A 12986-nucleotide genomic window follows, 5' to 3' on the forward strand; every position below is an offset into this window, starting at 1 on the left:
CAGGCCTTTCGGCGGAGCCGCGCGCAATGCGGATCTAGAAGTTCCAGTTGCGCGCCTTCGCGACGATGAAATCGCGGAAAACCTTCAGCTTCGCCGCGTTCTTCATTTCGCTCGGATAGCAGAAATAGGTATCGAAAGATGGAACGTCTGCATTCGTGACAAGCTGCAGCAGTCCCGGATCGCGGCCGACGATGTAGTCGGGCAGCATGGCGATGCCGATACCGAGCAGGCAGGCACGCTTGATCGAGGTCAGGCTGTTGATCTGCAGCACGGAGGGGCGGGGATTGTCGGAATCGCGCCCGGCAATCTGCAGCCAGTTCACATCGAGCAGGTAGTTCGGCGCCGGCTCGCCGAAGGTGATGATCTTGTGATGGTCGAGATCATCGATCGACTGCGGCTCGCCGTAGCGGTTGATGTAGGAGGGCGCGGCATAGACGTGCATATGCACGGTGAAGAGTTTGCGTTGGATCAGGTCGGACTGCTGCGGCTCGCGCAGGCGGATTGCGCAATCGGCGTGGCGCATGTTGACGTCCAGCTCCTCGTTATCGAGCAGCAGTTGGACCTGCATGTCCGGATAGAGCGCGAGGAACTCCTGCACCTTGTCGGTCAGCCAGCCCTGGCCGAGGCCGACGGTGGTGGTGATCCGGAGCTTGCCGCTCGGCTTCTCGGTCGTCTCGGTCAACTGCACACGCACGCTTTCGAGCTTCATCAGCACTTCATGCGCGGTGCGATAGAGGATCTCGCCCTGCTCGGTCAGTATCAGGCCGCGGGCGTGGCGATGGAAGAGCTTGATGCCGACGTCCTGCTCCAGCGCGCTGACCTGGCGGCTGATGGCGGACTGTGAAAGATGCAGCTTGTCGGCTGCATGCGTGAATGAGCCGGCCTCGGCTGCGGCATGGAATATCCGCAGCTTGTCCCAGTCGAGCGCCATTCTGTCTTTCCCCCACATGTCTGTAGGGCGGGGAACTCATGGTTTCCCGCCCGGTTGCTGATGAACTACTGTTCCCACTCCCGCGATTGCGGGCCGGAAGCCCGCCTCGCGTTGTACTGGCGGCTTCTACTCGGCCGCAATTGCGACAGGCATATGACCTGCCAGGTACTTTTCCGCTTCCAGTGCGGCCATGCAGCCCATGCCGGCTGCGGTCACTGCCTGGCGATAGATGTCGTCCGTCACGTCGCCAGCGGCGAACACGCCGGGCACGTCCGTCGCCGTCGAATCCGGCGCCGTCCACAGGTAGCCGTTCGGCTTCTGCTTCAGCTTTCCGACGAAAAGTTCGACGGCCGGCGCATGGCCGATCGCTACGAAGACGCCGTCGGTCGCCATGTCGGAGGTCGCGCCGGTCTTGGTGTTCCTGAGCCGGACGCCGTTGACCGAAGCCGGCATCGGCGGCTTTGCCTCGGCGCCGAGATATTCGATCACCTCGTGATCCCAGATGACCTTGACGTTCGGCTTGGCGAACAGGCGCTCCTGCAGGATCTTTTCGGAACGGAACGAGTCACGACGGTGCACGACCGTCACGGTCTTGGCGAGGTTGGAGAGATAAAGGGCCTCTTCAACGGCCGAGTTGCCGCCGCCGACGACGATCACGTCCTTGTTGCGGTAGAAGAAGCCGTCGCAGGTGGCGCAGGCGGAAACGCCAAAACCCTGGAACTTGTGTTCGGTCTCAATGCCGAGCCACTTGGCCTTGGCCCCGGTGGCAATGATCAGCGTGTCGGCAGTCCATTCGGCACCGCTGTCGGTCGAGATGCGGAACGGGCGCACATCGAGGTCGACCTTGGTGACGAGGTCGTTGACGATCTCGGCGCCGACGTGCTGGGCCTGCTTGAGCATCTGCTCCATCATCCACGGGCCCTGCACCGGATCGGCATAGCCGGGATAGTTCTCGACGTCGGTCGTGATCATCAACTGGCCGCCCTGTTCCATGCCGGCGATCAGCACGGGTTCCAGCATCGCACGCGCCGTATAGATGGCGGCGGTGTAGCCGGCGGGACCGGAGCCGATGATCAGAACCTTGACGTGACGGGCAGACATGCTGCTCTCCTTGGCATAGCGCGGGCTACCGGCAGGCGGGCCGGCGCGGACTGTGACGATTGTGACGCTCATTTATGAGTGCAGCCTCCTTATATTCAAGGGCAAGACAGCACTTGCCAACAGGCTTGGCACCGGACGCGACATTTTTGTTCATGTCGATGCAATTATCTTACGCTCCCCGGACGTTTCTGGTAATGCGCCCTCAAACAAGCAAGGAAGCAACAACGTGTTTCGCGCCGAACTCGACGCCATCGACATCAAGATCCTGAAGGAACTGCAGGCCGACGGCCGCATGACCAATGTGGACCTCGCCGCCAAGGCCGGCATCTCCGCGCCGCCGTGCCTGCGCCGCGTGCGCAAGCTGGAAGAGGCCGGCGTCATCGAGGGATACCACGCTATGCTGAATGCACCGGCGCTCGGCTTCGACCTCGTCGCCTTCTGCATGGTCGGCCTGAAGCATCAGTCCGAGGCCAACCTCAAGGCTTTCGCCGGCGCCACCGCCGAATGGCCGCTCGTCCGCCAGGCCTGGATGGTGTCCGGAGACAGCGATTTCCTCCTCCACTGCGTCGCCGAGAACCTCACCCGCTTCCAGGATTTCGTCATCGAGGTGCTGACGGCCAACGAACACGTCGACACCGTTCGCACGATGCTGACGATCCGCCAGGTGAAGAAGCTCGGGCTGGTGGAGGTGTGAAGGTGGGTTCCCGCAGTGATCCTTCGCTCGGAAGTTGTTTCAAATATTGAAAGATCGGACCTTAGGTCTAGCGGTTAGGTATGAGGAGCGAATGAGTTCAAAACTGAAGCGGGTTCAGCGTCAGCTCGCTGAAAAGATCCCAGATCCGATATATCAAGTCTACGCGAACACAAGAAATAAGCTGAAAGGCTATCCTCACAGGGCCGATATTAATTCTTCGTCGGGATTGATGTCCGTCTCGGATGGCGACAGGCAAATTTACATTTGTCGACGCAACCGCCTGTGGCTTTACAAAAGATCGATTTCAGATCGACTTCGGCAACTTGAGCGCGCCTATCTTCTCGACAAAATTCAAGTTTCAGACGGTGCTTTTATCGATTGTGGCGCCAATGTCGGCGAGCTCGGATCGTATTGCAAAGCACATGGACTTGATTATCACGCTTTTGAACCAGAACCGCTAGAGGCGGACTGTTGTGACCGAAACAATTTCCGCGGCGAGCCGCGGACGAATCGCGTTGCGTTGTGGTTCGAAGAAGCGACTTTGTCTTTCTATTCCAAGCCCAATACGGCGGACAGTTCCGTGTTCGAGACTGAAGCTTACTCTGAAGTGCGCGCAGTCCCGGCCATGCCGCTCGACCACTATGTCAAGCGAAACGGCATAGAGCACATCGCCGTTCTCAAGATTGAGGCCGAGGGGGCGGAGCCAGAGATTCTGGCTGGGGCTGCTCACTCGCTCGAGATAGCGCGATATCTTACGGTGGATTGCGGCTTCGAGCGCGGTAAGGAAAATAGTAGTACCGTGGTGGAGGTTTTGAACATCGCAACATCTGCTGGATATGAGGTCCTGGACTGGAACCCGACAAGGCTGGTGTTCCTTTTCAGGAACAAGCGATTCTGCGGCCAGTAAAGGCGAACGCTGGATGGTGGCGTTGAAGAATTCGATCAAATGAGCTGTAACTCGATGGCGGATGTGAGCAGGGAGCAGGGCATGAAGAATGGCGTAATTTATATTGCGTTTGGAAAACGTTATGTAGACCAGGCTATCTATTCCGCGAAGACGCTGAAGGCGGTTTCATCGCTCCCTGTCACGCTGTTTTCTGATGTTGACGTTCAATCTCCATACATCGACAGCGTCGTGAAGATAGAGCCGCAGCACAAGCGCGCAAAAGTGGATTATATTTCTCGCTCACCTTACGAAAGGACGCTTTATCTCGATTGCGACACGGAGGTTCGTCGCGACATATCCGACATTTTCGGCGTGCTTGACCGGTTCGATATCGCAGCAGTGCAGGATCACTGCCGCAAGAATTATCGTTGGTCTTCGCAAATTCCCTCGTATGACGCCATTCCCTATGCTTTTTCGGAGTTCAATGGCGGCGTTTTGCTCTATGGCAAGGGCCCCGGTGTCGATGCTTTCTTCGAAAGTTGGAGAAGTCATTTCTACGCCAACATCGAAGCAACCAATGGTCAGGATCAAGCATCACTGCGCATTGCTTTGTGGAACAGCGAACTGAAGATCCACACGTTGCCGATCGAGTTCAATGTTCGGAACCAACGGATTCGTGATAAGTTAACCAGACGTGCAAAGGAATTCGGTCATGAGGGGCTTCTTGCGCCGCGCATATTTCACTGGCACAAATTGCAAACGCGCAAGGGCCTTTTCAGGCTAATCAGCAAATACCGGCCGATGAAATACTAGATATGCACGTACTTCATAACATGGGCCGAATCCTTTCAGTGCACAAAACGTGTCACATTGGTTATGACACGCTCTGAACGTCCATTGTTGCGCAAACTTATCAAGGTGGGTGCGCGCGTGTTGCTTGGGAAAGCATACGCGCATGCGCAGGACGCGTTTCCAGGGCTTCGGATCTCCGCCGCTGCCGCGCCATCCGGCACTCGACAGGTTGAGTATCGGGGCCGTCAGGTCGCAGTCCTTCATGACGTTGACACGCTTCGGAGATACGCCGCTCGCAGCCTTTGCATCCTTGGCTCCGGTCCATCGATGCTCGGCAGCCGTCCTGGCCTGCTTGCTCCGCACTCGGCTCTGGCGCTCAACGGCGCCATCAGCTTGTTCAAAGATGAGGTGACGCAGCCGCTTGCCGTCGTTATCGAAGACGAGAGATTTGTGTTCCGGCACTTTGCGCTCATGCGGGAAAAGATTGCCGCAGGGCAGATCTGCCTGTTTTCCGTGAGCGTTTTGCGGGCTGTTTGCGAGCAGGACGCGGCTTGGCTGGCGGATAAACATCTTATCCTCGTGGACAACATACTTAAGCCCTATCGCGCGCGCCGGCGGAGCTTCCAGGACGTGTTGATGCGGCCGAATGTCGTGGTGAATGCGACGTGCTCGGCCGGCCTTTCTCTCGACCCAAATCAGGGAGTGTTTCAGGCTGGATCAGTGGCCGTGTCTGCATTTCAGTTTGCGTTGTGCTGTCGACCGGAAAGCATTGGCTTCATGGGGATCGACATATCGAATGCCGCTGGCCCGCGGTTCTATGAGCAGCCTGGTGGAGCTGCTTATTCTGGCGTCGCGCGTGCGCAAGCACGGATTCTCGACCACTTCGCTCTCGGAGTAGATGTCGCCAGGCAACGCGGCACTCGGCTCCTCAACTTCTCACCGACGTCCGCGCTCGAGGAACTCGGTCTCGCTTATGACGATCGCTTTTCGCGAGATTACCCTGCCGGACCTGACAGCATCGATTTCTAGGACATGGCATGCAATTCCTGAAGAAGAATAAACCCATCTTTTCCCGCTGCCTGACGATCACACCACCTCTTCCCATGTCAAACCGGCGAGAGATCGCCATCGTTGCAACAGTCCGCAACGAAGAACAGTACATTGCAGATTGGGCTGATTTCCATTGGCGTGCCGGGGTTGGCCACTTCGTCATCTACGACGACGGATCGATTGACGATACGTTGGGTGTATTGCGACGGACACTGCCTGAAGCAGCATTGACGGTCATGCCGTGGTCGAGCCGGATGTTCGATGAAGACAGCGGTAATCCCCTCAACGGACAAGTCATTGCGTTCGCGCATGCAATTCTGAATTTTGGAGCGCGGTTTCGTTGGATGATGTTCATTGACGTGGATGAGTACGTCTTTCCAAAAATTGGTGAAACCATCGGCGACGCCCTGCAGGGGGCAGGGGGCTTTCCGTGTGTTTCGCTGCCATGGCACATGTTCGGGCCGGGTGGCCACAAGCGGAAGCCGCAGGGTTCAGTCGCGATGAATTTTGTCCGGCGAGCTGCCTCGCCGATCAATCGGCACAAGAACATCGTGAATTTCAAGTGCATCGTCGACCCTTGCGAAGTGACCGCGGTCAGCGTTCACCACTTTGAGACGCGAATGTTCGGCGAGGTCACGGTAAACGATGCTGGTTTGAAGGCGACACGAAAGAAGCGTCGAGATCCATCCTTCTACTCTTCGAAATACCTGCAGCTAAATCATTATTACAGTAAGTCGGAGGAGGAATTAGACGAGAAACTCAGCCGTGGACCTGCGTCGCCCGAAAGCAGGGCGCGATATGCCCAGCGTGTAAGGGATGCTGTCGCGAACATCGAGGCCCATACGACCGAGGACCGAGCCATCATCGACTATATCGCGCGCCGGCGTTAAGCAGTCTTTTCGTAGACGCGTCCGATCGCGCGTGCTTCCTTCTCCAGTGCGAAATTCTGCCGGACGTGGCGCAAGGCCGCCTCGCCGTGAGTGAGCGCGCGCTCCGGATCGCCCAGGTAGCGCCCAATCGCCGCCGTCAGCGCCGTGCCGTCGCCGGCCGGCGCGATCGAGCCGGTTTGTCCTTCGATCGTCATCTCGCCATAGGCGCCGGCATCGGAGGTGACGACCGCCGTCTGCGAGGCCATCGCCTCCAGCGGTGTCAGCCCGAAGCCTTCGTTGCGGGAGGGGGCGACATAGAGCGTCAGGCGCCGGTACCACGGCTTGATGTCGTCCACTTCGCCGAGGAAGACGATGCGATCGGTCAGGCCCGCGGCGGCGATCTCGGCTTTCAATCCATCGCCGAAGGCTTTGTGTTCCGGCGTGATGCGGCCGGAAATCACGGCCGTCCAGTCCGGAAAGCGTGGTAGGAGTTCGATCATTGCCCGGACGAAGAGGTCGGTGCCCTTCTGGTGGCGCACCCGGCCGAAGCAGCCGACGAGGTATTTTCCGGGCAGGCCCGTGGCTGCGATCGTGTCGTCCGAACCGGTGGGCGGGTGGAAACGCTCGAGATCGACCCCGTGCTGAATGACCGTGTGCGGCACCTCGAGGAACGAGCCGGAGCGCGCGCTGGTCGCGATCACCGCGTCCATGCGGCCGATGAGGAACTTCGTGTAGCGGCTGTGGCGGCGCTGGGCCGCCGAGGTGAAGAGCAGCTTCAGCGGCATGCGGAGCAGGTCGCGCAAGATGATCCCCGGCAGCATCTCAGTGTTGCGACGGGCGTGCCAGACGCGATTGCTGCGGCCGGCCGGCGGACGCCACAGCGAGAAGAGGTCGGAAAAGCGGATATGCGGCAGGTCGGTGGGCAGACCCGGGCCAAGCGTCGCGACGCGCTGGCCGAGGGCCCGCTGCATCGGCACCAGCTGGATGATCGTCGAGGTGACGCCGGACAGGCGCCGCTTGAAGTTTGGAGCGACGACGTCGACATCGGCGATGTCGACGCGTGTGGTGTCCTTATCCGGGGAGACCGTCATTAGAAGGGGATCAGCCCCAGGTGACGGCGAGGATTTCGTAGGCCTTCGAGCCGCCCGGTGCGTTCACCTCGATCGAATCGCCGACTTCCTTGCCGATCAACGCGCGCGCGATCGGCGAGGAGATCGAGATGCGGCCGGCCTTCACGTCGGCCTCCTGGTCGCCGACGATCTGGTATGTCTTCTCTTCCTCGGTGTCCTCGTCGACGAGCTTCACCTTGGCGCCGAACTTGACCTTGTCGCCGGACATCTTCGACAGGTCGATCACCTCGGCGCGGGCGACGAGATCCTCGAGTTCCGTGACGCGGCCCTCGTTGTGGCTCTGCGCTTCCTTGGCGGCATGGTACTCGGCGTTTTCGGAAAGGTCGCCATGGGCGCGCGCTTCGGAAATTGCCTCGATGATTCTCGGGCGCTCCTCCTGCTGGCGCCAGCGCAGTTCTTCCTGCAGCTTGACGAACCCGCCCTGCGTCATCGGAACCTTTTCGACCATTTTATCCTGTCCTTCCAATCGCGGCGCCCCGTCCATCGCAGGCACGCACGCAAAATAAAACGGTTTCCGGGGCGTTAGCCCCGGAACCCGCAGAACTGTTTGAACGGCGCTTATAGCAGAAACTGACGAACAAAAGCCAGTTTATTTCGGCGGCGGCCGGCAGGGCTGCTCAAGGAACAGCGCGCAGCTTCAGTAGCTGTCCGCCGCCGGACTTCGCAGCTTTTGACCGCAAACTTTGCAGTAAAGGCCGGAGAACCTGGCGGCGAAAGGCGTTGCCGGTATTTCTACATGCAAAGCCCGGTGCCGCCAAAGTTACATCGGCTTAGAAATAGCTCTGCAGCGGATGCACCTCGAGCTGGCCTTCCTTCAGCGCCTTGATCGCCTGGGCGGCGGCTTCGGCGCCGGCCATGGTCGTGTAGTAGGGCACCTTCTGCATCAGGGCGGCGCGGCGCAAAGACTTCGAATCGGAGATCGCCTTGGTGCCGTCCGTCGTGTTGATGACGAGCTGGACCTGGCGGTTGCGGATCGCGTCCTCGATATGCGGACGGCCCTCCTGCACCTTGTTGACCTTCGTCGCCTCGATGCCGTTTTCGCCGAGGAAGCGGGCGGTGCCTGATGTTGCCAGCACCTTAAAGCCGATCGAGGTGAGAATGCGGATCGCCGGCAGCACCCGCTCCTTGTCCTCGTCGCGCACCGAGACGAACACCGCGCCGTCACGCGGCAGGTCGACACCGGCGCCGAGCTGCGACTTGGCAAAGGCGAGCGGGAAGCTGGTGTCGAGCCCCATCACCTCGCCGGTCGAGCGCATCTCCGGGCCGAGCAGCGTATCGACGCCCGGGAAACGGGCAAACGGGAAGACGGCTTCCTTGACGGCGATGTGCTTCAGCTTGCGCGGATCGGGCTTTTCGCCATAGGCGGCGATCGCGGCGTCCAGCTTTTCGCCGGCCATGACGCGGGCGGCGATCTTGGCGATCGGGGCGCCGATGGTCTTGGCGACGAAGGGCACGGTGCGCGAGGCGCGCGGGTTGACTTCGAGCACGTAGATCGTGCCGTCCTTGATGGCGTACTGCACGTTCATCAGGCCGCCGACGTTCAGCGCCTTGGCCAGCGCCTTCGTCTGGCGCTCCAATTCCTCGACCATCTCGGCGGACAGGGTGCGAACCGGCAGCGAGCAGGCCGAGTCGCCGGAATGGATGCCGGCTTCCTCGATGTGCTCCATGATGCCCGAGACGAACACGCTTTCCCCGTCGCAGAGCGCATCGACGTCCACCTCGACGGCATTGGTCAGGTAGCTATCAAACAGCAGCGGGTTCTTGCCGAGCAGCGTGTTGATCTGGCCAGTCTTGTCGTTCGGGTAGCGCTGCTTGATGTCCTCCGGCACGAGGCCAGGAACGGTGTCGAGCAGGTAGGTCTGCAGCATCGATTCGGAGTGGATGATCTGCATGGCGCGGCCGCCAAGCACGTAGGACGGGCGCACGACCAGCGGGAAGCCAATCTCGGCAGCGACGAGGCGAGCCTGCTCGACCGAATAGGCGATGCCGTTGTTCGGCTGGGTCAGGTCGAGCTTCTGCAGGAGCTTCTGGAAGCGGTCGCGGTCCTCGGCAAGGTCGATCATGTCGGGCGCAGTGCCGAGGATCGGAATACCGTTCTTTTCCAGGGCTTCGGCGAGCTTCAGCGGTGTCTGGCCGCCGAACTGGACGATGACGCCGACGAGCGTGCCGTTGGTCTGCTCGGCCTTGAGGATCTCGATGACGTCCTCGGCCGTCAGCGGCTCGAAATAGAGGCGGTCGGAGGTGTCGTAGTCGGTCGAGACGGTCTCCGGGTTGCAGTTGACCATGATCGCTTCATAGCCGGCATCCTTCAGCGCGAAGGCGGCATGGCAGCAGCAGTAGTCGAACTCGATGCCCTGGCCGATGCGGTTCGGGCCGCCGCCGAGGATGACGACCTTCTTGTTGTCGGAAATGCCGGCTTCCGAGCGGGTCTGGCCGGCGAAGGGCTGCTCGTAGGTCGAGTACATGTAGGCGGTCGGTGAAGCGAACTCGGCGGCACAGGTGTCGATGCGCTTGAAGACGGGGCGCACGTCGAGGCTGTTGCGCAGTTCCGCCACTTCCTTCGGCCGCTTGCCGGAAAGGGTGGCAAGGCGGGCGTCGGAAAAGCCCATCGCCTTCAGCATGCGCAGGTTCTGCGCGTCTTCCGGCAGGCCGTGCAGGCGGATGCGCGCTTCCATGTCGACGATCGCCTTGAACTGGGCGATGAACCATGGGTCGATCTTCGAGCTTTCGTGCACCTCTTCCGGCGTGAAGCCCATACGCAGTGCCTGGGCGACCATGCGCAGGCGGTCCGGCGTCGGGGTGGAGATGGCGGCACGCACGGCGTTCTTGCCGTCGCCGTCCTCGTAGCCGGGGATCTCGATTTCGTCGAGGCCGGTCAGCCCGGTCTCGAGGCCGCGCAGCGCCTTCTGCAGCGATTCCGCGAAGGTGCGGCCGATCGCCATGACCTCGCCGACCGACTTCATCGCCGTGGTCAGCGTCGGCTCGGCACCGGGGAATTTTTCGAAGGCGAAGCGTGGGATCTTGGTGACGACGTAGTCGATCGACGGCTCGAAGGAGGCCGGCGTCGCGCCGCCGGTGATGTCGTTCTCCAGCTCGTCCAGCGTGTAGCCGATCGCGAGCTTGGCGGCGATCTTGGCGATCGGGAAGCCGGTGGCCTTGGAGGCGAGCGCGGACGAGCGCGAAACGCGCGGGTTCATCTCGATGACGACGAGGCGGCCATTTTCGGGATTGACGGCGAACTGCACGTTCGAGCCGCCGGTCTCAACCCCGATCTCGCGCAGCACCGCGATCGAGGCGTTGCGCATGATCTGGTATTCCTTGTCGGTCAGCGTCAGGGCAGGGGCAACCGTGATACTATCGCCCGTGTGCACGCCCATCGGGTCGATGTTCTCGATCGAGCAGATGATGATGCAGTTGTCCGCCTTGTCGCGGACGACCTCCATCTCATACTCCTTCCAGCCGAGCACCGATTCTTCGATCAGCACTTCCGTCGTCGGCGAGGCGTCGAGGCCGCTGTTGACGATCTCGAAGAATTCCGAGCGGTTGTAGGCGATGCCGCCGCCGGTGCCGCCGAGGGTGAAGGAGGGGCGGATGATCGCGGGCAGGCCGATCTCGTCGAGCGCGGTCGCGCCGATCGCCATGGCATGGCTCATGTAGCGCTGCTTGCGGTCGGTCTCGCCGAGGTTCCACTGGTTCTCCAGCTCGTCCAGCGCCTTGTCGAGCGCATCACCGGAAAGCTCGGCCTTGAGCTTGGCGCGCTCGGCCTCGTGCTTCTTGCGGTCGGCGTCCTTGATCTCGGTGGCGTTGGCCAGAAGCGACCTCGGCGTCTCGAGCCCGATCTTCGCCATGGCCTCGCGGAACAGAGCGCGGTCCTCGGCCTTGTCGATCGCTTCCGGCTTGGCGCCGATCATCTCGACATTGTAGCGCTCGAGTACGCCCATGCGCTTCAGGGAAAGGGCGGTGTTCAGCGCCGTCTGGCCGCCCATGGTCGGCAGCAGCGCGTCGGGGCGCTCCTTGGCGATGATCTTGGCGACGACTTCCGGGGTGATCGGCTCGATGTAGGTGGCGTCCGCCAGGCCGGGATCGGTCATGATCGTTGCCGGGTTGGAATTGACGAGGATGACGCGGTAGCCTTCCTCCTTCAGCGCCTTGCAGGCCTGGGTGCCGGAATAGTCGAACTCGCAGGCCTGCCCGATGACGATCGGTCCCGCGCCGATGATGAGGATCGATTTGATGTCTTGGCGCTTGGGCATGGCTCTATCCGTTCGTTCGCCTGCGCGAAAAACCGGCCAGGGTGGGAGGTTCACCGGCCGGGGCGCGAAAGGCATGGTCTTTAAAGGCTAGAAGCGGCTTATAGGCAAATGCGACCCCGAGCGAAACCCCGAAAATTGTGAAAAGCGGAGAATCTACAGCCGAAACGTCGGTTTCCAGAACGGTCAAACTCACTTGCAACTTTTTATTGAGTCGCTTCCGTTAAGGAAATCATAGGGTGAGGCTCGCTAGGGTTGTGTAAAGCCATAGGCGAGAGCGTTTGATGTCCATCTTTCCCGGAAAATTCACATACTTCACGATGCTGCTGATCATTCTTGCGGATGTCTGCCTCATTTGGGTAACAGGCCTCAGGCTTTCTCCCGACCAGTTTCTCCGCTCCGGCTTGACGGTGTTGCTGTTCGCTTCAGGCGTAGCCTGGATCGGGCGGGTTTCGCCGTCGTCAGAACGGGCCGAAAGGCTGTTCCACCGCGCGTCCTGCCTGATGCAGGGGATGATTTTTCTGTTGCTGGGGTGGATGGCGGTTCGCGTTCTCAACCATGCAAGCATGCGCACCGGCATCGAATATGCTGATGCTAGGCTCGCGGGCTGGGATACGACGCTCGGTCTGGACTGGCCCTCCTATTTCGAGTTCGTCCGAGGGTTCCCGCTTCTTCGTACGATGATGGACCACAGCTACACGTCCCTGAGCTTGCTTAGCTTTGTCTCCTTTCTGGCTCTCATGTTGTATCGCGACACGCGGAGAGCAGGCTTCTTTCTCGAAGGTTTCTTCTTTACTGCCGTCATATGCACGGTGATCGGAATGCTCTTCCCCGCCAGGGCGGCGGTCGCAACCTACCTTGGCGAGAACGCGGTCTTTGCGGATTTCAATGAGCCGCCCGGATTGTACCATCTGGCGCATATGGAGGTTTTGCGCGGCAATGCCGTTCATGCGCTGGATCTCGCGAACATGCCTGGTCTGGTGACGTTTCCGTCCTTCCACACGGCTGCCGGCATTATCCTGATGGCGGGTTTCTGGCGGACGTGGCTGCTCTGGCCCGTTGCTATTTATAGCGTCGTTATGATCGCCTCGACGCCCGTTTTTGGCGGTCACTATTTCGTCGATCTGTTTGCGGGTGCGGCGATCGCATTGGCTGTCGTTGGTGTTCTATCTTCGCTGCCCCGTTACCGGAACCTGTTCGCGGTAGGCAGCGCGACAGATACGGTTCCTGTTGTCATTAGCGAAGGCGCTGGCTGATCGGAACAATGCGCTCCACGCAACCAA

11 protein-coding genes are annotated in these 12986 nt (G+C 60.4%); 6 read left to right on the forward strand and 5 right to left on the reverse strand.

The window, feature by feature from the left end:
* Nucleotides 1–34: 34 nt before the first annotated feature.
* Together J2Y48_RS15080 and trxB are read right to left on the reverse strand one after the other, a co-directional pair.
* On the reverse strand, nt 35–931 hold the full coding sequence (locus J2Y48_RS15080; RefSeq protein WP_310419550.1) for a LysR family transcriptional regulator VtlR: 897 nt from the start codon (nt 929–931) through the stop codon (nt 35–37).
* A gap of 126 nt (nt 932–1057) precedes the next feature.
* Nucleotides 1058–2032 carry a thioredoxin-disulfide reductase gene (gene trxB, locus J2Y48_RS15085; RefSeq protein WP_310419827.1) on the reverse strand — a complete coding sequence of 325 codons (975 nt, stop codon included), beginning with the start codon at nt 2030–2032 and terminating at the stop codon, nt 1058–1060.
* Between the two features lie 226 nt (nt 2033–2258).
* On the opposite strand from trxB, the gene J2Y48_RS15090 reads away from it, so the two are divergent.
* The 5 genes from J2Y48_RS15090 (at nt 2259) to J2Y48_RS15110 (ending at nt 6344) form a co-directional block, all read left to right on the forward strand.
* The gene (locus J2Y48_RS15090; protein WP_310419553.1) at nt 2259–2726 is read left to right on the forward strand and encodes an Lrp/AsnC family transcriptional regulator; all 468 of its coding nucleotides are present in this window, start codon (nt 2259–2261) and stop codon (nt 2724–2726) included.
* A 91-nt stretch (nt 2727–2817) separates the two neighbouring features.
* Nucleotides 2818–3633 (forward strand): FkbM family methyltransferase, encoded by an 816-nt coding sequence (locus J2Y48_RS15095; RefSeq protein ID WP_310419556.1) that lies wholly within the window; start codon nt 2818–2820, stop codon nt 3631–3633.
* Between the two features lie 81 nt (nt 3634–3714).
* The gene (locus tag J2Y48_RS15100) at nt 3715–4425 is read left to right on the forward strand and encodes a hypothetical protein (RefSeq protein WP_310419559.1); all 711 of its coding nucleotides are present in this window, start codon (nt 3715–3717) and stop codon (nt 4423–4425) included.
* A gap of 87 nt (nt 4426–4512) precedes the next feature.
* Entirely contained in the window at nt 4513–5433 is a 921-nt protein-coding gene (locus J2Y48_RS15105) for a glycosyl transferase (RefSeq protein ID WP_310419563.1), read from the forward strand.
* An 8-nt stretch (nt 5434–5441) separates the two neighbouring features.
* Nucleotides 5442–6344, forward strand: coding sequence for a glycosyltransferase family 92 protein (locus tag J2Y48_RS15110; protein WP_310419567.1), 903 nt, complete (start codon nt 5442–5444; stop codon nt 6342–6344).
* Here the strand turns inward: J2Y48_RS15110 and J2Y48_RS15115 are convergent.
* The 3 genes from J2Y48_RS15115 to carB form a co-directional block, all read right to left on the reverse strand.
* Complete coding sequence (locus J2Y48_RS15115; RefSeq protein WP_310419570.1) at nt 6341–7414, reverse strand: glycosyltransferase family 4 protein; 1074 nt, start codon at nt 7412–7414, stop codon at nt 6341–6343. The two genes, J2Y48_RS15110 and J2Y48_RS15115, sit on opposite strands and share 4 nt — an antisense overlap.
* 10 nt (nt 7415–7424) lie before the next feature.
* The gene (gene greA, locus J2Y48_RS15120) at nt 7425–7901 is read right to left on the reverse strand and encodes a transcription elongation factor GreA (protein WP_310419573.1); all 477 of its coding nucleotides are present in this window, start codon (nt 7899–7901) and stop codon (nt 7425–7427) included.
* A 322-nt stretch (nt 7902–8223) separates the two neighbouring features.
* On the reverse strand, nt 8224–11706 hold the full coding sequence (gene carB, locus J2Y48_RS15125; protein WP_310419576.1) for a carbamoyl-phosphate synthase large subunit: 3483 nt from the start codon (nt 11704–11706) through the stop codon (nt 8224–8226).
* 281 nt (nt 11707–11987) lie between these two features.
* On the opposite strand from carB, the gene J2Y48_RS15130 reads away from it, so the two are divergent.
* Complete coding sequence (locus tag J2Y48_RS15130; protein ID WP_310419580.1) at nt 11988–12959, forward strand: phosphatase PAP2 family protein; 972 nt, start codon at nt 11988–11990, stop codon at nt 12957–12959.
* The last annotated feature ends 27 nt before the right edge of the window (nt 12960–12986 follow it).

This window comes from Mycoplana sp. BE70 (assembly GCF_031455855.1).
In the GTDB taxonomy this organism is placed as follows: domain Bacteria; phylum Pseudomonadota; class Alphaproteobacteria; order Rhizobiales; family Rhizobiaceae; genus Mycoplana.